Below are 19,768 nucleotides of genomic sequence, written 5' to 3'. Positions count from 1 at the left end.
TGCGCACAACATTTATTGTTAGTTTGGCGGTTGTTAATTGCCCCAATTATTCATTTTTCGGTATTATTTCTGTGTGGCCCGACTTAAAGTGCAGGTCCATTTGGGGGAATGGTATTACAATTTTGTTTTCACTGAATTTCCGATTAATAATTTTTCTGATATCACTTTTCACCTTTTCAATTCGGAACACGTTTTCACTAAAAAACAACACTTCAAAATCCAAAGAAGAGTTTCCAAAATTCATGAAGCGTCCCTCTATCGTTTTGCTATCCTCAAAATCTGGATGTTCCAAAACGCTTTCCTCCAATATTTTAATCACCAAGTCAACATCACTTCCATAGGCAACCCCAACACTGATCCTGAATCGGGTCTTTTTTTTCTGGTGGCTCCAATTTATAACCTTGTTGGTGGTAATCAATGAATTTGGAATAATTATAGAAATATCGTTCCTGTTGAGCCCCCTGGAGGTTCGCAGCCCTATTTCTTGGATTTCAACAATATCCCCATCTATTTCAAGGATGTCGTTAATTTTGATCGACTTCTCGGAAAGCAATATTATGCCCGAAATAATATCATTGAAGGTTTGCTGTAATCCCAATCCAACCCCAACCAAAAGTGCCGCCGAACCAGCCAAGAATAAGGTCAACTTAATACCAACGGATTCCAAAATAAAACCAATGGCAATGACCCATATCACATATTTAATAATTTGATAGAGCGCATAGGTATTTCCCGTATCAAAATGTACCCCTTTGTAACGACGAAACAGGGCTTTTTTTATTAACTGCACTATCACCTTGGTGATAAGTAAAATTAAAAGTATAATGACAATGCTGTACACTTTAATTTTATAATCGCCAATACTGATTAGATTAAAATCCAATATTCTACTTAGTGTTTCCATTTCAATCTTTTGGACCACCGGATGCCTTTCCATAATGGATTCCACTTGTAAAGGGGAGGGTAGGTGCGTTGGTGTTTTCCTTTGAAATATAGTGAAATCCCCTGAACTTTTCTTCTAAAATTTGGTGGACTGGGACCTCCTATTTTAGTTTTAGACCTATTGAAGACTTAAAAAGAAGCTTTTTTGTAAGAGGGCGGTATAAGGTTCCGGATCTTAAATTGTTAGTGCTTCCTTGTAGACCAATATAGAATTTTTGGCCACACGCATTAATTGGATCCGGATACAAACAAGAATTGAAACGGCTATTGACGGAATTAGTTCTTAAGTTTTTTGTTGAAATCGGGAACAATTTTTCTTTTGGCCTCATCCACATCAATGTAGGCTTCCAAATCCCGGAGTGAAATCACCTTATAATTATGGTCGGACAGATACTGAAGATATTCCCTAAAGAGTGCAGGTGGCGTATTTACCCAGGGGTGCTCAATATCGGGTACACCGTGTATGGTAAGCATCACAATTTTTCCATTTTTGGCTTGGTCCAGGGAAGACATAATTTCATTTTTGTTTTCAGCATCGGTTGCCCAACTGGGTATTAGATAGGGATGATCAACTAAGGGGTCATAAGCCCTGCTACCTCCTGCGCGAGCGAAGTTGTAATCTTTTTTTTGTAGAAATTCCAAGGCAAGGGCATTTAATCCATAACCGGGATAGGCAAAATTTTTAGGTTTGGCAATTCGCAAGGAATCGCATTTATTTTCAATGTATTCCAACTCGGTATTAAACTCCATTTGGGAGAGTTTGCCAACATTGGCATGGGTGCGGGTGTGATTGGCAACTTCAAATCCCATTTTATCCAGAGCCTTGATCTGTCGCCAATTCATGTATAGGGTACTGTCCTTATAATTCGGAGGAAATTCGCACACAAAAAAAGTAGCTCCAAAACCGAACTCTTTTAACATTGGGGCTACTACCGAATATTGACTTGCCGGAGCATCATCAAACGTGAGTACCACCAATTTATCGGGTATTTCTTGTTTTAGGATTTGCGATTGCCCTTGTAAAAAAAGACTAAGGGCAATTAGGACTAGGATGTTTTTTATCATGAAAAATTATGGCTTGGCTAAATTTAGGAAATTTTGAACGAGTTGGATGAATTTTCAATTATACCAGACAGCATACCGCTCCCGTCTTAATTCCAAGGCCAATCCTTCCTCTATTTCCAATGCCTCGGCCCTGGTCAACACGGGATCTATATGATTGTACAGACTGGGCCTTAAATACAGACCGTATTTTTCAACTATGTTGGAGGATAACTTGTGGCCCTTCTTGTTTCTGTAACCTGTCTTATGTTGTTTAAAACGTTCTTTGGGAAGCTTAGAGGTCATACCTACATAAAGACATTCCAAAACACCGTTAAACTGAGGATTGGCAGCCCTGAACTTTGCATTTTCAGTAAAAACACGCTTGGATAATTCCACAACATAAACTCGGTACAGTGCTTTGGACATGGTTGATCTAAAATATAAGAGCTTAAACTAAGCAAAAATCGCATAAATTATCCACTTTTCCATATCGCGTTTTATTGTTTCAGCAGTGGGCATATAAATGATGATTTGTGTACTTGCTGAAAAAAGTGGGAATATTTGGTCAATGTGTGTTATGTCCGTTTTAATTCAATAGTGTTATTAATGCATAGGTCAAAATAAATGCAAATATTGGTGCCACTGCCCAAACCGTAAAAAAGCGTTTTACCGTTTTATTGGCAAACGTATTCTTAAATCCATTTTTACTAACGCTCAAAGCAATAAACCCGGCGGCATTAAGTTGGACCAAAGAAGTTGGAATTCCTTTTGAAAGGGAAGCGAACAACAAAAGACTGGCAACTATTACGGCAATAACTGTTGCATAAAAGGGGCTGACCTCTACTATTTCCTTACCTGTTTTTTGGGTTACTTTGTGCCCCAAAAGGGAACTCCCAATGGCAAGACATGGTGCTACGATCAAGACGGATAAAATTATGATCGGTTGAAAGTTTTGTAAGGTGTCTATCCCTATTTCATTTGCTGTCAGTGAAGCTATGGGCGCTGCTGCATTGGCCACATTGTTGGCGCCAATTGAAAAAGCCACATAAAGGGAAGAAAGTATCAGTAAGGCTTTTAACACCTTATGTTCTTTTAGATGTGAATAATCAGTGGTAAAAACCTTGTCCTTTAGCAAGGGAAAAATCCACTTGTGTACCACTAGTATTATTAGAAAGGAAATTATGGGAAGTATAACCCAAGTTGGAATTATTTCATAAAATAGTTTTGTTGTATTTAGTCCATCCAAAGCGGTTGCAGCTCCTGCAATGGACAATACACTTGCCTGACTGGTGGATTGTGGTACGCCGATCAGGTTGGCTATAAGCAAGGAAAGTCCTATTGAAAGCAATATTGCCGAAGTGTTGATCGGGGTAAAAAAGGATTGCTCCAATAGGCCCGTGCCCAGGGTAAGAGAGACCTCTTTGCCGGCTATCAAAGCTCCTGCAAGTACCATTATTCCGAACAATCCCGGAATCATAGTTCGTTTTATGACATCGGCACCATAAGCGGCCGAAAAAGTTGGAGCGGTTCCACTTCCGCCCATATTGATGGCCAAAAACATGGCTAAAAGAAAGGGGATGGTCAATAGGTTTAATAATTCTGACATCGTACTATTTTTTATGGGATTTTAAATTTATGTTTTGGTGGATCGTTAATCTTATTATATGTCGGTTGTATAAATCTACCCCTGATTTTTGCTGTTGAAACCAATTGATATAACCCACTTCAAATCCAAGCTTATCAAAGGGCATATATTGAATGCTGGCACCATAGCGATTTTGGTCGAATACATTTTGCACTATTTCGCCGCCAATGTTCAATAGAATTTCATCAAATGCTTTAAAGTTTATCTGAGGAGTGGCAGCATATCGCAGTTCTAGTTTGTATCTAGTTCTGTTGTTTGCAAAATCGAAGGACCCATTTGTTTGTTCAAAAAACCTAAATTCGGACCAATAACGGTGATGTAGACCAATTTTTTTTGAAATAGGGGACCAATACCCAATTTCCAACATTGGCCGTAGTTCTGACTTAGTTTCTGCAATCGGGATTTCTGGGTCGTGTGGAAGCGATTGTAAAAAAGAAGCAACCCCAATGCCAGCATTCCAACCCTTTCCCAGTTTCCTATCCAATTGGGTACGCGAAATAAACTGATGTTGGCGCCAGGGAAACCAATAGGTTCTTTCTTCCAGTTCTTGCTTTAGAGAGTAGGTGTCGTTGATATTTATTTTGAGATTATAGCGTGTCCATAGTAATTGCTGTGACTCAACGTTTTTTTGTGAGTATAGGTTCATTACCCCTAGGTGGTACACGAATAGGTACAGTAATAGTTTATAATATATTGCCATTGGACTCCCAGTTAATCGACAGCGAATATAATTAATAATATTAAATCTATAGATTAACTAGGTTAATAATTATTTAGGTTGTTTTGTTTGATGTAATTCTTGGCTGTTTGCCTAAGTATAGCCCATAACAAATGCCGGTAATTGATATGGGATTATAAGTTTTATATTCTTTCAAGATGCCATTGACCGCTATCAGAACACTTAGTGCAATTTAAATTCTCAGATCTTTGGCCGAAACTTATCAGTAGTTTTCTTCCAATGTCTCATGGGCGTGTCCTGAGGTAATAGACCATAAGTCAATTGAACATTATGGATATCGGCGGCAATGGGATACTTGATTTAATAATGGCAACTCCCAGATATTTTGATCATTTTTTCCTAATTGAACCAAAAAGAACAATATTTTTCCGAATTTAGAGAGCATTAAATGCAAATCATAGAAATAGTAAACAATCAAAAGCAATCTTTACAATGAAAAAAGAACCAAACAAACCCTTACCAATTACACGTAGATCTTTTATCAGTAAAACGGGGGTAGCCGCTGCCGGTATTACTATTCTCCCGAGCAATGTAATTTCGGGAATGGGGTATAAGGCTCCCAGTGATAAATTGAATATTGTTGGAGTAGGAGTGGGAAGTATGGGGTTTGGCAACCTAAGAAATTTACAGAGCGAAAACATTGTCGGACTCTGTGATGTGGATTGGAAATATGCAAAAGATTGTTTCGATCACTTTCCCAAGGCTAAGAAATACAAGGATTTTAGGGTGATGTTCGATGAGATGGCCAATGAATTCGATGCAGTTTTGGTAGCTACGGCCGATCATACCCATGCCATTGTAGCGGCAGAGGCCATTATTCGCGGAAAACATGTTTATGTGCAAAAGCCGCTTACCCATTCGGTATACGAATCAAGATTATTGACCAAGCTTGCCAAGAAACACAATGTGGCCACACAGATGGGGAATCAAGGGGCCTCCGGAGAAGGAGTGGCAAAAACCTGCGAACTAATTTGGAGTGGTGCCATTGGTGATATAACCAAGGTGGAATCCTTTACCAATAGGCCTATATGGCCACAAGGCCTGAATCCACCGACACAAGGACAATGGGTACCGGATACCTTGGATTGGGATCTATTTACCGGTCCTGCAGAACTAATACCTTACAATCAGGTGTACCATCCATGGAATTGGAGAGGTTGGTGGAATTATGGTACCGGAGCTCTTGGAGATATGGCCTGCCATATTCTTCACCCCGTATTTGAAGCCTTAAAATTGGGCTATCCTACCAGGGTACAAGGGAGTTCCTCACTACTATTAAGGGACAGTGCACCAACGGCACAATCCGTACAAATGACTTTCCCGGAACGTGGCAGGAAAGGGAAGATTAAATTGCCAGAAGTAGAGATTAATTGGTATGATGGTGGTATTAAGCCCAATCTTCCTGCCAATTGGCCTAGTGGCAAGAATCCCAACAAATCTGGTGGAGGTACCTTCTTTTACGGTACCAAAGGTATTATGCATACCGGTTGTTATGGGGTGGAGCCAGAAATTTTGGGAAGGGACCTTCCTAAGGTGGCAGAGACAGAGCGTAGAGTGGAAAAAGAGATCGGAAAGGCTTGGAACAGAGGCGCTCATGAGATGGACTGGGTACGGGCATGTAAGGAAAGTGCAGAGAATCGCAAACCTTGTACGTCCGATTTTGCCGAAGCCGGACCTTTTAACGAAATGGTGGTCATGGGTGTTTTGGCAGTACGCTTACAGTCCTTGGATAAAATACTTAATTGGGATGGCGAGAATATGCGCTTTACCAATATTGGCAACAATGAGACCATTAAAACCGTCATCAGGGATAATTTTGTGATGAAGGACGGTCGCCCACAATTCGAAAAGGAATGGACAGACCCCGTTGACGCCAATGCCTTCGCCAAAGAACTTATAAATCATACCTATAGGGAAGGTTGGAAATTACCGGATATGCCGGCATAGAAAGTAAAATTTATATTAGATAGAAAAGGGAATGGGCGAAAGCTGGTACCCTTTTTTATTAGGCAATAGGCTAGAATCAAGAGAAAAAAGAATAGAGAAAAGAGAAAAGAGAAAAGAATAGAGAAAAGAGAAAGGATAAAAGAGCCAAGAGTTAGTAGTTAGTAATCAGTGAACAGTAGTCAATTGATGGAGCCAAGAGTCTAGAGTTGAGACAAAAAAAACTCTAGTATCTAGGTTCTAGTAGCGAAGCAGTCTAGTTTCTGATTCCATTATTGTTCTTGTTATTAGCGGTTAATTCAGTATTCAGTTTACAGTAGTCAGAGCCAATAGGCAAGAGCCTTTAGCCAATAATATGGAACCAAGAGTCTAGAGACTAGAGTTAAGACAAAAAAAGTCTAGTATCTAGGTTCTATTAGCGAAGCGGTCTAGTTTCTGATTCCATTATTGTTCTTGTTATTAGCAGTTAATTCAGTATTCAGTTTACAGTAGTCAGAGCCAATAGGCAAGAGCCATTAGCCAATAATATGGAACCAAGAGTCTAGAGACTAGAGTTGAGACAAAAAAAAGTCTAGTATCTAGGTTCTATTAGCGAAGCGGTCTATTTTCTAATTCCTTTTTATATCCACAAGGATGCCCTTGCTCATCATTTTTGAAGGCCAATGCGAATGATTTGCCTTTTTCCAATTTTTATAACCAATAAATTGGTATCTTTAAGAGGCTGGTGGTCATGGTAATATGGCCTTTGATAAGTCCCTATACCTGTACTTTTACCCAGCTTTGACCAATTTTTACCCCCCTATACTAAAACACAGAGATTATGCCACTATTTATGGACAGACATTATATTGAAGGGGCCACTCCTGAAGAGGTTGCAAAGGCGCATCATGAGGACATGAAAATTCAATCGAGGCATCATTGCAAGGCTTTGACCTATTGGCATGATGAAGACAAGGGCATGGCTTTTTGTCTTATAGAAGCTCCATCTGCCGCTGCCGTACGAGGGATGCATAAAGAAGCACACGGTCTTATACCTAACCAGATCATTGAAGTGGACGGAGCGGCGGTTGCCCAATTTCTGGGCCGGGTAATTGACCCCGACAAGGAGGACGGTAGCCCCATGACCGAGAGTCCGTTTAGGGCAATTATGTTTATTGATATGGTGAGTTCCACGGATATTACCCAAGCCTTGGGAGATACTAAGGCCCTTGTCCTTGTACATACCTATAGGAATATAGTAAGGAAAGCCCTAGTGGATCACGGTGGCCGTGAAGTTGATAGGGCGGGAGATGGATTCCTGACTAGTTTCAGATCAGCCTATACCGCTTCGGTCTGTGCAGTGGAAATTCAGCGCCAATTATACAAATACAACGAATCACGTGAGGACGGAATTTTGCTGCAGGCCAGAATAGGTATCGGGGCAGGGGAGCCGGTACAGGATGGTGATGCACTATTTGGCTCCACCGTAAATCTCGTTGCACGTATATGTAGTTATGGGGGGTCGGGTCAGATTATTAGTGCGAAGGTGGTAAAAGACCTTTGTAGAGGAAAAGATGTTTCTTTTAAGTCACTCGGCCCTCAGATGCTAAAGGGCTTTGATGAGCCGATCGATCTGGAACTTATTGAATGGTGAGATGCTGTTCAGCAGTAAATAGTTTTCGGTAGGCAAAAGGCAAGAGGCATTAGCCAATATTATGGAACCAAGAGTTTAGAGACTAGAGCCAAGACAAAAAAAAGTCTAGTATCTAGGTTCTTGTAGCGAAGTGGTCTAGCTTCTGATTCTTAATCAGTAGGCAAAAGGCAAGAGGCATTAGCCAATAGTATGGAATCAAGAGTCTAGAGACTAGAGCCCGCACAAAAAAAAGTTTAGTATCTAGGTTCTAGTAGCGAAGTTGTCTAGCTACTTATTCCTTATTTCTTAGTCATTTGGCAAAAGGCAATAGCCATTAGCCAATAGTATGGGGACAGGAATCTAAAGGCAAGAGCCAAGAGTCAGTGGACAGAATTCAGTATTAAGTTTTCAGTAGTCAGAGCCAAAAGGCAATAGCCATTAGCCAATAGTATGGAACCAAGAGTTTAGAGACTAGAGCCAAGACAAAAAAAAGTCTAGTATCTAGGTTCTAGTGCGAAGTGTCTAATTACTTATTCCTTATTCCTTAGTCAGTTGGCAAAAAGTAAGTGGCATTAGCCAATAGTTTGGAGCCAAGAGTTCAGCGGTCTAGTATCTGAGTTCTAGTAGCAAAGAGTTCTAGTTTCCCATGCGTCTATCTCAATTGTTATTCTCATCAATTGACTGAACCGGGTTTTGGGAACTTTCTCATTGGGGAATAACGCTTATAGCTATCAAATATTTCCGTATTCGGGCCTACAATACGCGGGTCACTGGATTTTTTCAATTCGCTCAATAGTTCGGTCTTTAAAGCCTCTTCAATCTTTTTGATTGATGGTGTTCCCGATAAGTTTTTTAAACAAGAAGGATCCTTCTCCGCATTGTAAAGTTCAAATTCTGGACGTTTGTCAACGGCTAAATCGAAATAGGGTGCAATGATGTCTTCCTCATGATGCTCTATAAGAAAGGTTTTTGTTGGGCAATCATCAATATCGGTATAAGCACCGCCATTAATGTAGGTATTGTTTTTGTCCAGTCCGTACATAGGAAGCAATTGCGAGCTGTCATTTTCAGCAAACTTCTGAGGAGCACCGGCTGGCCACCTTTCGGGTTTCATGTTCCATATAAAAAGATAATCCCCTTTTCGTACAGACCTTTGAGGATATCCCCAATTTAAATATCTGGACGAGGAGTGGCGTTCCCTTCCAGAATATGCTGCTTTTTCAGTTTTTGACAAGACACCACTTTCTTTGGATTGTAACAAATTAAGGATACTTTTCCCAGTAATGGGGAGCATTCCTTTGGTGGAGGTGTTGGTAATTTCGAGAATGGTAGGTGCCAAATCAATAAATCCAATGGGATCGTCTACAACCCTATTTCCCGGAAATTCCTTTGGGTACCTCACAGCAAAGGGAACATGCACTCCGTATTCATAGCTATTGGCCTTGGCACGTGGAAATGGCATACCATTATCGGCAGTTACGATTACAATGGTGTTTTCCAATTCTCCAATTTCCTCCAAATATTCGAGCATTCTTTGAAGATGAAGATCAAACCACTCAATTTCAACCGCATAATCCAATAGGTCTCCCCGTATTTCCTCATTATCGGGTAGGAATTCGGGCACCTCTACATCTTCCAATTTCTTGGACATATTTTTCCACGAACCTTTTTCGTAGGTTCTATGTGGTTCATAACCCCCATACCAGAAAAAAAATGGTTTATCCTTTTTAATATTCTCTACAAAATATCTAAAATTCCCAAAGTAATTGGTATTGCTAATTCCTTGGGCAAATCGCTCATCGTTTTGCTCTTCATATTTAAGATTACTATGCGAAACTCCTGCAGCATCGTTTTTTCGCCAAAGTGAATCCTCTTCTGTACGGGCATATTGGAAAGGGCCAACGCCTTTTCCTGTTCTTCCTGTGGCATATCCATTTTGTTCAAGCAGATCCACAAAGGGCACATACTTCTTTAACCATGCTGAGGCATGTTGTCCGGCCTGTTCATTTTGCCAATGATGTCTGCCCGTAATAATGGCGCTTCTGGAAGGTGCGCATCCTGGAGAACCGGCATAAGCGTTGGAAAAATATACGCCCTCACGGGCAACCCTATCAAAGGCTGGTGTTTTAATAAAGTTGGAACCTCCATATCCAGTGTGGAAAAATGATTGATCATCACTAATGGTAAAAAGAATATTGGGACGGTTTTGTGCAGAAGCGTTAAACCCCAAGCCTATATATAATAATACCGTAAAACAAAATGCTATTCTTATCATACTTTTTTCATGTTCAATTCCCGCTTTACACTAGCCGCTTTGTACAAGTCCGAACCCACCAACCATATTCTTAGCGTCTTTTCGGCCAATTTAACATTAAGATGTGTTCTGTTTCTAAATGCTGGTTCAAATGGGACTGTCCAGAAAAATGGAATATAACTTAGCAAGGTAAGCAACCAACCTTTCTTTAATCGGACCGCCTTTAAACTATCATAGTTATAGCTGCCATTATTATTGGGAGTTATTTGGTCCACTATTTCAAACATATCTTTTTGAAGTCTAATATCCAATTTTGGGCTATTTCTTAAAGTAATTGTTTCGTTCATGTTCTATTTAGGATTTAATGGTAAAGGTGGACTTTAACGAATCACCCTAATAATGGGCTTTATTTTTATTGTCTCACAAGGATTGGGGTGTGGCTTATTTTATAAAATACCCGGATACCTTCCATTGGTCACCATCCTTCATTTGGGTGACGGTCTCAATACTTTCATTTTTATTTTCAAAGGAGGTTTTAAATTGAATAACTATATATTCCCCATCCGGTGCTCCTGGTAGTGTGGTATGGTATTCCGATGAAATTACATCCCTGCTGATCACTTTTCCCAAGGGCGGCACAATACCACTTAATTGTTGCGTCCATTGTTCTTTTGTAACCGCTTTTTGAAAAAGGGAAGCCGCATTATCCCAACTTTGGGAATAATTTTGGTCATAAATCAATCCCAGCCATGCTGTGGCATCCTGGGTTACTTCCTGTTTTATGTCATTGGAAACTGTTGCCGCGGGATGGACACTTTCCACTTTTTCGTTTTTCGGGTCGGATTTACAGGATAAAAGGCCGGTAAAAACTAAAAAGACAAGGTATTTGTACATTGATTTTTTCATGAATATATTATTTTTTTATGGGGTAACAATTCAACAGCTCAAGATATATATTATGGATTGAAGAAAATTTGCTTTAATGACGTAATGACTTTTGGGGTGGATAGGTGTTTATCACAGGATTTGGTTTTGTAGCACGTTATTTTTTGTTTTTATACAATTCAATTGCTTTTAAATATTTCAAGCCTCCAGTCTCTGTTTGGTCGTGTATGAAACCATTCAATTCAGGATGATTTTCGTCAATCCAACTTACAATACCATCTCTGTTTTTAATAAATGTCCAATCATTAAAAATAACATATTCTGTGGTTTCAATACTGATTATTTTACCATTATCAAATCGGATAACTTGATTGGTGACATTTGGTTCTTGGTGAAGAAATGAAATTCTTTTGTCGATTTTTGAAATCTTTGCTTTCACAATTTCAACCTCTTGCTTTATTTCAAGGATTTAGTATGTTGGATCAAATACAGAATCCCATTTCAACCATTCCATGTATTCTTCCAGAGAAAATGTCTGTTCATAATTATATTGGGTTTCTTTTGTCACAAGGCTATCGGTCAATAAAAGAGCTATTTCTGTATTATCGGAATTGTCCAGAGCCCTATAATATTTTTTAGCAATTTCAAGTTTGTCAATATCCTTTCCAGAATTTTTACAGCAAATGAATCCGATTATTAATAGTAAGGTTAGAATTACGATTTTGTTCATTCGTATTTGTTGTTCAGTTATGCGTTGCACCAGTCTTTTATATGTAGTTTTATTCATCGCTTGCGCGAGCATCTTGCTCGTGCCTTCCTATTGTATTACTTTGCCATCAGGGAAGACGAATTTAAGGAATTGCCAGAAGGCGTATTAGAACTATACTGAGACAACTACGGTTGCTCTAAATATATAGAGAATTAATATTCGTACTATATTTATGAGTAACCCTGTTATGGCACGAACGTGACGCTCGCGCCAGCATGGGGCCGGTAAAAACTAAAAAGACAAGGTATTTGTACATTGATTTTTTCATAATTGTATAATTGTTCGCTAAGTCACATACTATATATTTTATTTTGACCTAAACTAATTGTGACTTGATTGTCTCTTTTTTTTGAGTTTATTAAAGTATACAAAAAATACATATCTATAACATAGGCTTCAAATACATCGCTGGAGCTTGTCTCCTATCGGAAGACAAGCATCATGTTCGTACCGTCCTATTGTGGAGTATTGCTATTAAGGATGAACACCTAAAGAATATGGCGGAGGGTCTATAAAAATCTCACTAGATTAATTACGGTTGCACTAAAGATTTATGGGAAAAACAATCGTACTATAAATAATTTATACCGAACAAATGACTGTTTTGGCACGAGCGAGACACTCGCGCCAGCAGGGCGCCTTTGAACAGCTGTTCTATCATCAGTTCGAGTGAAATGGCGATATCCATTTTGTATATAGAACTTGTCATGTGTACTTAGTATACTTCTGGATACAATTTTATTTCGTTGCTCTTCATAAAATCACTCGAAGTGACGTCGTGACGGGCCTGTCTGCCGATAGGCAGGCTTGAAGTGACGGGCAGGCTAGAGCCATTTAGTATCGAGAACGGGTCTAGCGTTAAAAGCCAATAGCCAAAAGATGGTAGCCGCCCAAACAGGACGAGTTTCTTAACACTTGTGGTTAGGCGCTCTTGATTCCATTCAATATGACAACTTATAAACCTATAACTTTATTGGCAATCTCGTGATCCTTTTTCCGGTCGCCATAAAAATGGCATTGCAAAGTGCCGGTATAAACGGGGGAACAGGGGGTTCTCCAACTCCTGTGGGTTTCTCTTCATTTTCCACAAAATGTACAGCTGTATTGATGGGTGCATCTGTAATACGGGCCACAAGATAGTTGTTGAAATTGTCCTCTATAACGGCCCCATTTTTCACATTTATCTCACTTTTCAAGGCCAAACTGGCACCAAAGGCAGCACCTCCCTCAAATTGGGCCCTTATCCTATCCGGATTGACTGGTACTCCACAATCGATAGCAAAGTGAACCATTGGTATTTTAATATTGTTGTTGTCATCAACCTCCACTTCCACTACGCAGGCTACATAAGTAAGAAAGCTTCGATGTGCAGCAAACCCCATTCCTTTGCCTTCTGGAAGGCTTTTGCCCCAACCTGATTTTTCTTTTACCAATTGTATTACCTGCTTAAGGCGATGGGTGTCATATGGGTAGTCTTCCAATTTTACGTTGTAGTTGTTGAACCCTTCCATAAGGGCGGTAAAATCTATTTTACGATCGCTGCCCAATAGATCCATCATATTGTCTATGGGATCCATCTCTCTGGCCTGGGCCACCTGATCTACTATAGAACCAATGGCAAACGCATGGTTGATATTGTGGACAGATCGCAGCCATCCAATTCTGATCTGCGCTTTTGCATCCAAGGATTCACAGGATATATTATCAATTTCGAAAGGCATGTCCAAAACGCCCATGCACAATTCGTCCGATGAAGGCCCTTTGGCATCGGCGTTGGCCGTACCTGAAATGGATGGAAAAGCCGTACGGTGCACCCAGGAAGTGACCTTATTGTTTTTGTCGATACCAACTTTTATATGTTGTGCGCAATTGGAATGGTAAAAATCATGCTGAATATCGTCTTCCCTGGTCCATAACAATTTTATGGGGGTATTCATTTCTTTTGAGATCAAGGCAGCTTCCACTACAAAATCGGGTTTGGATTTACGGCCAAAGGCACTTCCCAATAGGGTAACGTTAATGGTAACTTCGGATTCCTCAATGCCCAAGGCTTCGGCAATTGCCTGCCTTACCCATTGTGGCGACTGCACCGGCGCCCATATTTCACATGTTCCATCTGCATTGCAGCGTGCAACGGCACAAGGGGTTTCCATAGGGGAATGGGCCAAATGTGGTACCAAAAAATCGGACTCTATGACCTTGGTAGCTTCTTTTAAAGCTTTGGTTGCCGAACCCTGTTGTCTTTTCACCTGCCCTTCTTTCTGTACGGATCGTTGCATCTGTTGCATAAAGGCGTTGGAGTCATAGGAAGCGTTTATGCCCTTATCCCAAACCACTTCCACCGTATCCAATGCCTTTAATGCTGTCCAGGTATTGTTGGCCACCACTACAATACCCCCCAACGGGGCATTATAGCCCATAGGAAATGCGGTTGACTCCATTTTATATACTTTGGAGACACCTTCAATAGCAGTGGCCATATCGCTGTTGAACGATTTTATTCCGGCCCCAGCCTCTGGATTTCTTTTTATGACCGCGACCTTAAGATCTGGAATCTGTACATCCAGTCCATAGACCGCCTTCCCCGTTACGATATCCTCTAAATCATAGATAACCGTTTCCTTGGAAATAAATTTAAAATCTTTGGAGTCCTTTAAAGTAATTTCATTTTCCTCTGGTATGGGCAAGGCACCGGCTTTTTCGGCCAAATATCCGTAACCCAAACTTTTTCCCGAACTGTGGACTATTTCATGATTTACGGCACTACATTCAGAGATATCTACTTGCCATTCCTGGGCCGCTGCCTGCATCAACATTAATTTCACCGTAGCGCCAGCTACCCTTAAAGGTTGATAAAACATTCTAACGCTATAGGAACCGTCCGTATTTTGATCGCCATATTTCACATCCCCAACAGCCTGTATTATTTTCACTTTGGTCCAATCGGCTTCCATTTCATCGGCCATGACCAAGGGTAGGCTTGTTCTAATTCCAGTGCCCATTTCCGAGCGGTGGGCAATGAGCTGCACTTCCCCTGTTCCCAAAATCGTGATATATACGTTAGGAGCAAAAACAGCGTCTTCCCGACCGGTTAAAAATGCATTTTTATCTTGCTTGCACCCCAAAGGAACGCCAAGGAACAAACCAGTGCTGCCCAAAGCCCCAATTTTCACGAAATCTCTTCTACTAACTTTAAACAGTTTATTATTGGAAGGGTTTGGTTTCATATTACACATTGTTTTTGGCGGCGTTCTTAATGGCACTTCTAATTCGGATATAGGTTCCACAGCGACAAATATTGCCGGACATAGCTTGTTCTATATCGGCGTCTGAAGGATTTCCGTTTTGTTCCAATAATGCTATGGCCGACATGATTTGGCCACTTTGGCAAAATCCACATTGGGGAACGTTCTCAGCAATCCATGCTTTTTGTACAGGGTGAAGTCTATCTTTTCCCACCCCTTCAATGGTGGTAATAGCTTTATCGTTGATTGCGGAAATAGGTATGCTACACGACCTTATTGCTGTACCGTCCAAATGGACCGTACAAGATCCACATACGGCTATTCCACAACCGTATTTGGTTCCGGTCAGTCTCAATTGATCACGAAGCGCCCATAATAATGGGGTGTCGGGAGCGCATTCAATTGTTATTTTTTGGTCATTGATGTTTAAGGTGAATTTTTCCATGGGCAATATCATTATTAATTTAAGAACCATATGGCGACATGCAATTGGATACGCTTGTAATGCCAATTGTGTGGTTCTAAAAGGTTGATTTAGAATAGTTTTGCCCCATATTAAGCATCAAGATAATAAATAAATTGATTGTTCAGACCGCAATGCATAATTTATTCGGTGGACAGGCATCTTGCTCTCGCTGGCCTATTTTGGAACGGAAGGGTTAAAAGTTAAAGGTTCAAAATTCAAGGTTGAAAGTTGCATTCGGCAGACCGGCTAAAAAAGGACCGGCCATTGTGCCCTAATAAGTAGGGGAGGGCTCATAATCGGGCAACTTTGTGCAGCTGTTCTATCGTCAGTTCGATTGAAATGGCGATAGCCATTTAGTATCGAGAACAGATTAGGTGTAGATCGTCTACTTATCGATACAATTTTATTTCGTTGCTCTACATAAAACCAGCAGAAGGAGTAGAAAAATGTCAGCCTTTCTAAATCACGAAATCGTTTTTTAACTAACTTTAAGACAGTTAATTAAAATAATAATAGATATGAAAAAATTGGTCGAATTGCCATTATCTATTTTGTTTTTAATAGTAATGGTGTCTTGTACAAAAGATTCTCCGAATTCGCCGAAGTTACCGGTATTTTCTGGTGGTAATCCGGGAGAAAAAAATGACAATTATGCAACAGGTTTGTATTTTGGATTTTTAGATGGTGATGGTAGTTCTAATACCTATATTGATATGCCAATAGAAAGTTCTTCTTCAAATTTATTAGTTGGTAGGTGGATCATCACCAAACTGGGTATAGATGAAAATAATGATGGGAATATAAGGTATTTTGAATTTCAAGATTTCGATCATAAGGATTGCGGATTAAGCTTTTTACAGTTCAACAATAATGGAGTGGTTTACGAGAATAGCTATTACAACGATAATGTAACTTGCACCCTATATTCAGAAATTGATGAATGGGAGTTAAATGAAGCAAATAAATTAAATATTTATGTTTATGATAATATATATTTAATTGATGTATCTCAATCAGAATTAATTTTAAAATACGACTGGAGGTTTGAAAACTCACTTTACGGACCTATGCAAGTATATTATTATTTTGAAAGAATACTAGAATCTAGTTAATTCAAAAAAAGCTTAGATTTAATCACCTGCTGATTAATGAGCGCCTACGGCAGTAATAAAACTGGAGGAATTGTTTTTATGAATATACAGGGGTATGCACAACCAATAGAAGATAAGACGGAAGGGATTGAAAGCCACAATTGGGTAATGTTGTCCCGTCCAGCTCAGTTGGGGTTTGTCAGGTCGAGCGCAGTCGAGACCTCAATAATAGTTAGTATTGTCCTATACCTCTCGACTACGCCTGCCTGCGGAAGGTAGGCTCGAGGAGACAGTCACACTAACCATAAGCCATAATGATAATTCTACCCAGCACGTAGAATCTTCTCCATCTTTCTTCCCTTTGCCAATTCGTCCACTAACTTGTCCAAATACCGTACTTGCTGCGTTAGTGTGTTTTCAATTTCCTCTATCCTATAGCCACAGATTACACCCGTAATGAGGTGGGCATTGGGATTCAATTTTGCCATCTGGAAGAATGTTTCAAATGTAACTTTCTCATCTATGAGTTCCTTTAATTTGTTGTCATCAAATCCTGTTAGCCATTCTATCACTGTATGCAATTCCTCTTTCGTTCTACCTTTTTTCTCCACCTTTGTGATATAATGCGGATATACTGACGAGAATGTCATTTTTGAAATTCGCTCATTATGTTCGGGTGTTGTTTTCATTTTAAATACTTTAATGTTAGGCCGGTTGTTTTATTTGTAATCTGTTGATGGTGTGCGGATCAATTCCATTTGCGCATCAATCACCTCAAGCATTACTACGTCCCCATATTTTAAGTCTTCAATTCTTGGAAGCAAAAGTTCCAATATGGTGGGGTTTTGAAAATGTTCTGCTTTGGTGGCAGGATCTGGCATATAGATCAACCCCTTATAACTGGTTTCATTAAATTGAAGTGATACATCAAAAAAATAAAAATTTTCCGCGGGAATGTATTCGGACCAATTTACATTCTCAAGAAAATGTTTTGGTTTTTTTATTTTGAAAATATACGGTGCAATGTCCAAATTGATGGTCCCAAGAAAGTACTGATTTAGGTCTAAGCCTTTTTCTATAAAATGTTTACATTGGGCTTTTAATGTGCCATCCGGATAGCGAGGGTCATTTGCCTTCCCGGAAGCAACACCATGACCTTGACATACTACAGCATTAACTTTCATTGTTCTTTACTTTTAACGATTTTTCAATAAGCAAATTAATTACCCTGGGTTTTAGGTTGGAATTATTCTACTTCTGTCTGGGATATTTTCAAATGCACCTTTCTCCCTGTTCTGATGATAATTTCAATAATTTCTTTAATGTCCTCTCTCGATGTCCTAAAATTCACAATGCAAGCCCTCAAAGAATATTGGCCGTTAACAATCGCGTTCGATAAAAATACTTCACCGCCAGTTTGTAATTCATTCAATATGGCCTCATTTAATGTATTAAGATACTCCTTATTTTTGGTGCCCTCCAAAGGGACATATCTGAAAGTAGTAATGCTTAGATTCTGTGATACAGCTTCCAGTTCAGGATGTTTGTCGGCTAAGTCATATAACATTTCTGAAAGTTCAATATCTTCACTGATCAATTCTTTATAACCATTCCTACCTATTTGCTGCAATGCTAGCCAAACTTTTAAAGCTCTAAAGCCACGGGAGTTTTGAAGTCCATACTCATAAAAGTTTTGAGCTTTATCATCACCAATGTTGCCAAAGTTATAATATTCCGGATGTGAACTAAAAGTGTCGATTAAATGCTGTGGATTTTTTACCAAGGTACAACCAGCCTCAAGCGGACTGTACAACCATTTATGAGGGTCCAGGGCAATGGAGTCGGCTTCTTTAATTCCTTCAAACAGATGTTTGAATTTAGGGACTATTGCAGCAGGAACGCCATAAGCCCCATCAATATGGAACCATAGGTTATATGTTTTGCAAATAGCTGATATTTCACTCAAATTATCAACCACTCCTGTACTAACATCACCGGCAGTACCAACGATCATTAGAGGCAGACAATGATTTTCCAAATCTTTTTTTATGGTGGTTTCCAATACCTTGGTGTCCATCCTATTGGAAGCATCCGTTGGTATCCATCTAACGGATTTTGTACCCAACCCAAATAAAACTACGGCTTTTTCAATCCAGGTATGAGTTGTTTTGGAACAGTATACCGTTAATTTATTTGATTTATTTTGAATTCCATCTTCCTTAATATTCTGAGGTGCTTTTGCTGTTCTTGCGGCCAAAAATGCAGTAAAATTTGCCATATTGCCTCCGCTGACCAATATCCCGCCGTAGTCTGATGGGACCCCTATAAAATCGCATAGCCATTTAATAGTTTGTTTTTCAATTTCAGTGGCCATTGGGCTTAAAATATGTGCTCCAACATTTGGATTAACGGATGCCGCCAATAGATCGGCCAAGGCACCAATTGGGGCCGCAGAAGATGTAATATATCCTAAAAATTTAGGGTGTCCGTTAAGTAAGGAATGGTTGAAAAGTAAATCTGTCGTTTTAGCAATTAATTCAGTCGCAGGTCTACCATATTCGGGTAGGGATGAGTTTCCCAATAAGTCTTGCAATTGACTCGGACTTTCATTTGGAGTAACAGGTTTCTGATCTATGGAATCTATGAAATTGGAAATATCATCAATTAATTGATATCCAATTTTTCGAAACTCTTCCTTATCCATTTCAATGGATGATCTCCTTATCTTGGTCATAGTGTTACTTTTTGTAAATGTGTTGCCACCTCTAAGTTATAAGTGGTACAGGGGCAGGGAGATTTTCATGTTGCTCTTTGGTTATGCCCAAAATCAGCAAATTTTAATTATAGAGCTGTAAATTGTTTAATAATTCAGTTAGATTCAATTCCGATATTTTTAAACAACTTTTTAGTTTCTAAAATGTCAGATTCATTTTTCATTTGCATTAAGTCTCTCATCTTTCCGTTTTTCAATTTCAGACTGAATTTTTTTCGTCCAAAAACTCGCTTTTCCGTCAGTGAGCTAATTTCAGAGAAGTTAAGTTTTTCAAATGCTGATTTATTTAGAATTTGATTAATCAATAAAATCGTTGATGTTAATCCAATAATTATCCAGATAAACCCATCCATTTTAAT

20 protein-coding genes are annotated in these 19,768 nt (G+C 39.5%); 4 read left to right on the top strand and 16 right to left on the bottom strand.

Annotation, left to right across the window (positions count from 1 at the left end; translation table 11 throughout):
- Nucleotides 1-46: 46 nt before the first annotated feature.
- The 5 genes from H4O18_RS15125 to H4O18_RS15105 all read right to left on the bottom strand — a co-directional run bounded on the left by H4O18_RS15125 (nucleotide 47) and on the right by H4O18_RS15105 (nucleotide 4,331).
- Nucleotides 47-904 (bottom strand): mechanosensitive ion channel family protein, encoded by an 858-nt coding sequence (locus tag H4O18_RS15125; RefSeq protein ID WP_187586035.1) that lies wholly within the window; start codon nucleotides 902-904, stop codon nucleotides 47-49.
- 314 nt (nucleotides 905-1,218) lie between these two features.
- On the bottom strand, nucleotides 1,219-2,007 hold the full coding sequence (locus H4O18_RS15120; RefSeq protein ID WP_187586033.1) for a polysaccharide deacetylase family protein: 789 nt from the start codon (nucleotides 2,005-2,007) through the stop codon (nucleotides 1,219-1,221).
- Between the two features lie 54 nt (nucleotides 2,008-2,061).
- Complete coding sequence (locus H4O18_RS15115; protein ID WP_187586031.1) at nucleotides 2,062-2,412, bottom strand: ribose-5-phosphate isomerase; 351 nt, start codon at nucleotides 2,410-2,412, stop codon at nucleotides 2,062-2,064.
- 160 nt (nucleotides 2,413-2,572) lie between these two features.
- On the bottom strand, nucleotides 2,573-3,592 hold the full coding sequence (locus H4O18_RS15110; RefSeq protein ID WP_187586029.1) for an inorganic phosphate transporter: 1,020 nt from the start codon (nucleotides 3,590-3,592) through the stop codon (nucleotides 2,573-2,575).
- 4 nt (nucleotides 3,593-3,596) lie between these two features.
- Complete coding sequence (locus H4O18_RS15105) at nucleotides 3,597-4,331, bottom strand: DUF2490 domain-containing protein (protein WP_187586027.1); 735 nt, start codon at nucleotides 4,329-4,331, stop codon at nucleotides 3,597-3,599.
- A gap of 471 nt (nucleotides 4,332-4,802) precedes the next feature.
- Here H4O18_RS15105 and H4O18_RS15100 point away from each other — a divergent pair, with 471 nt between their 5' ends.
- Nucleotides 4,803-6,317, top strand: coding sequence for a Gfo/Idh/MocA family protein (locus H4O18_RS15100; RefSeq protein ID WP_187586025.1), 1,515 nt, complete (start codon nucleotides 4,803-4,805; stop codon nucleotides 6,315-6,317).
- A gap of 817 nt (nucleotides 6,318-7,134) precedes the next feature.
- Entirely contained in the window at nucleotides 7,135-7,947 is an 813-nt protein-coding gene (locus H4O18_RS15095; RefSeq protein ID WP_187586023.1) for a nickel-binding protein, read from the top strand.
- 652 nt (nucleotides 7,948-8,599) lie between these two features.
- Here the strand turns inward: H4O18_RS15095 and H4O18_RS15090 are convergent.
- The 7 genes from H4O18_RS15090 to H4O18_RS15060 form a co-directional block, all read right to left on the bottom strand.
- On the bottom strand, nucleotides 8,600-10,201 hold the full coding sequence (locus H4O18_RS15090) for a sulfatase family protein (protein WP_187586022.1): 1,602 nt from the start codon (nucleotides 10,199-10,201) through the stop codon (nucleotides 8,600-8,602).
- Nucleotides 10,198-10,527, bottom strand: coding sequence for a hypothetical protein (locus H4O18_RS15085; protein ID WP_187586020.1), 330 nt, complete (start codon nucleotides 10,525-10,527; stop codon nucleotides 10,198-10,200). Before H4O18_RS15085 ends, H4O18_RS15090 begins: the two co-directional genes overlap by 4 nt.
- Before the next feature lie 94 nt (nucleotides 10,528-10,621).
- Nucleotides 10,622-11,086, bottom strand: coding sequence for a DUF4019 domain-containing protein (locus H4O18_RS15080; protein ID WP_187586017.1), 465 nt, complete (start codon nucleotides 11,084-11,086; stop codon nucleotides 10,622-10,624).
- Nucleotides 11,087-11,222: 136 nt separating this feature from the next.
- The gene (locus H4O18_RS15075) at nucleotides 11,223-11,504 is read right to left on the bottom strand and encodes a hypothetical protein (protein ID WP_187586015.1); all 282 of its coding nucleotides are present in this window, start codon (nucleotides 11,502-11,504) and stop codon (nucleotides 11,223-11,225) included.
- Nucleotides 11,505-11,534: 30 nt separating this feature from the next.
- Complete coding sequence (locus H4O18_RS15070) at nucleotides 11,535-11,795, bottom strand: hypothetical protein (RefSeq protein WP_187586013.1); 261 nt, start codon at nucleotides 11,793-11,795, stop codon at nucleotides 11,535-11,537.
- A 1,001-nt stretch (nucleotides 11,796-12,796) separates the two neighbouring features.
- Nucleotides 12,797-15,061: a xanthine dehydrogenase family protein molybdopterin-binding subunit gene (locus tag H4O18_RS15065; protein ID WP_222942429.1), complete on the bottom strand. Its 2,265-nt coding sequence runs from the start codon at nucleotides 15,059-15,061 to the stop codon at nucleotides 12,797-12,799.
- A 1-nt stretch (nucleotide 15,062) separates the two neighbouring features.
- The gene (locus H4O18_RS15060) at nucleotides 15,063-15,524 is read right to left on the bottom strand and encodes a (2Fe-2S)-binding protein (protein ID WP_187586009.1); all 462 of its coding nucleotides are present in this window, start codon (nucleotides 15,522-15,524) and stop codon (nucleotides 15,063-15,065) included.
- Nucleotides 15,525-16,063: 539 nt separating this feature from the next.
- Here H4O18_RS15060 and H4O18_RS15055 point away from each other — a divergent pair.
- Nucleotides 16,064-16,657 (top strand): lipocalin family protein, encoded by a 594-nt coding sequence (locus tag H4O18_RS15055; protein ID WP_187586006.1) that lies wholly within the window; start codon nucleotides 16,064-16,066, stop codon nucleotides 16,655-16,657.
- Nucleotides 16,658-16,693: 36 nt separating this feature from the next.
- Nucleotides 16,694-16,915 (top strand): hypothetical protein, encoded by a 222-nt coding sequence (locus H4O18_RS15050; protein WP_187586004.1) that lies wholly within the window; start codon nucleotides 16,694-16,696, stop codon nucleotides 16,913-16,915.
- A 44-nt stretch (nucleotides 16,916-16,959) separates the two neighbouring features.
- Here H4O18_RS15050 and H4O18_RS15045 read toward each other — a convergent pair whose 3' ends face one another.
- The 4 genes from H4O18_RS15045 to H4O18_RS15030 all read right to left on the bottom strand — a co-directional run bounded on the left by H4O18_RS15045 (nucleotide 16,960) and on the right by H4O18_RS15030 (nucleotide 19,762).
- On the bottom strand, nucleotides 16,960-17,325 hold the full coding sequence (locus tag H4O18_RS15045; protein ID WP_187586002.1) for a DUF2200 domain-containing protein: 366 nt from the start codon (nucleotides 17,323-17,325) through the stop codon (nucleotides 16,960-16,962).
- A 30-nt stretch (nucleotides 17,326-17,355) separates the two neighbouring features.
- Entirely contained in the window at nucleotides 17,356-17,820 is a 465-nt protein-coding gene (locus tag H4O18_RS15040) for a hypothetical protein (RefSeq protein WP_187586000.1), read from the bottom strand.
- Between the two features lie 62 nt (nucleotides 17,821-17,882).
- The gene (locus tag H4O18_RS15035; RefSeq protein WP_187585998.1) at nucleotides 17,883-19,370 is read right to left on the bottom strand and encodes a pyridoxal phosphate-dependent decarboxylase family protein; all 1,488 of its coding nucleotides are present in this window, start codon (nucleotides 19,368-19,370) and stop codon (nucleotides 17,883-17,885) included.
- Between the two features lie 134 nt (nucleotides 19,371-19,504).
- Entirely contained in the window at nucleotides 19,505-19,762 is a 258-nt protein-coding gene (locus H4O18_RS15030) for a hypothetical protein (RefSeq protein WP_187585995.1), read from the bottom strand.
- Nucleotides 19,763-19,768: the final 6 nt, after the last annotated feature.

The organism is Arenibacter arenosicollis, assembly GCF_014397245.1.
Classification (GTDB): domain Bacteria; phylum Bacteroidota; class Bacteroidia; order Flavobacteriales; family Flavobacteriaceae; genus Arenibacter; species Arenibacter arenosicollis.
This window is presented reverse-complemented; position numbering and strand designations above follow the sequence as displayed.

Excerpts from the sequence above, each read along its gene's own strand:
- H4O18_RS15100 (WP_187586025.1), top strand. The coding sequence starts at position 4,803 with ATGAAAAAAGAACCAAACAAACCCTTACCAATTACACGTAGATCTTTT.
- H4O18_RS15125 (WP_187586035.1), bottom strand. The coding sequence starts at position 904 with ATGGAAACACTAAGTAGAATATTGGATTTTAATCTAATCAGTATTGGC.
- H4O18_RS15115 (WP_187586031.1), bottom strand. The coding sequence starts at position 2,412 with ATGTCCAAAGCACTGTACCGAGTTTATGTTGTGGAATTATCCAAGCGT.
- H4O18_RS15090 (WP_187586022.1), bottom strand. The coding sequence starts at position 10,201 with ATGATAAGAATAGCATTTTGTTTTACGGTATTATTATATATAGGCTTG.
- H4O18_RS15120 (WP_187586033.1), bottom strand. The coding sequence starts at position 2,007 with ATGATAAAAAACATCCTAGTCCTAATTGCCCTTAGTCTTTTTTTACAA.
- H4O18_RS15060 (WP_187586009.1), bottom strand. The coding sequence starts at position 15,524 with ATGGAAAAATTCACCTTAAACATCAATGACCAAAAAATAACAATTGAA.
- H4O18_RS15035 (WP_187585998.1), bottom strand. The coding sequence starts at position 19,370 with ATGACCAAGATAAGGAGATCATCCATTGAAATGGATAAGGAAGAGTTT.
- H4O18_RS15080 (WP_187586017.1), bottom strand. The coding sequence starts at position 11,086 with ATGAAAAAATCAATGTACAAATACCTTGTCTTTTTAGTTTTTACCGGC.
- H4O18_RS15040 (WP_187586000.1), bottom strand. The coding sequence starts at position 17,820 with ATGAAAGTTAATGCTGTAGTATGTCAAGGTCATGGTGTTGCTTCCGGG.
- H4O18_RS15110 (WP_187586029.1), bottom strand. The coding sequence starts at position 3,592 with ATGTCAGAATTATTAAACCTATTGACCATCCCCTTTCTTTTAGCCATG.
- H4O18_RS15030 (WP_187585995.1), bottom strand. The coding sequence starts at position 19,762 with ATGGATGGGTTTATCTGGATAATTATTGGATTAACATCAACGATTTTA.
- H4O18_RS15065 (WP_222942429.1), bottom strand. The coding sequence starts at position 15,061 with ATGAAACCAAACCCTTCCAATAATAAACTGTTTAAAGTTAGTAGAAGA.
- H4O18_RS15070 (WP_187586013.1), bottom strand. The coding sequence starts at position 11,795 with ATGAACAAAATCGTAATTCTAACCTTACTATTAATAATCGGATTCATT.
- H4O18_RS15085 (WP_187586020.1), bottom strand. The coding sequence starts at position 10,527 with ATGAACGAAACAATTACTTTAAGAAATAGCCCAAAATTGGATATTAGA.
- H4O18_RS15105 (WP_187586027.1), bottom strand. The coding sequence starts at position 4,331 with ATGGCAATATATTATAAACTATTACTGTACCTATTCGTGTACCACCTA.
- H4O18_RS15095 (WP_187586023.1), top strand. The coding sequence starts at position 7,135 with ATGCCACTATTTATGGACAGACATTATATTGAAGGGGCCACTCCTGAA.
- H4O18_RS15045 (WP_187586002.1), bottom strand. The coding sequence starts at position 17,325 with ATGAAAACAACACCCGAACATAATGAGCGAATTTCAAAAATGACATTC.
- H4O18_RS15055 (WP_187586006.1), top strand. The coding sequence starts at position 16,064 with ATGAAAAAATTGGTCGAATTGCCATTATCTATTTTGTTTTTAATAGTA.
- H4O18_RS15050 (WP_187586004.1), top strand. The coding sequence starts at position 16,694 with ATGAGCGCCTACGGCAGTAATAAAACTGGAGGAATTGTTTTTATGAAT.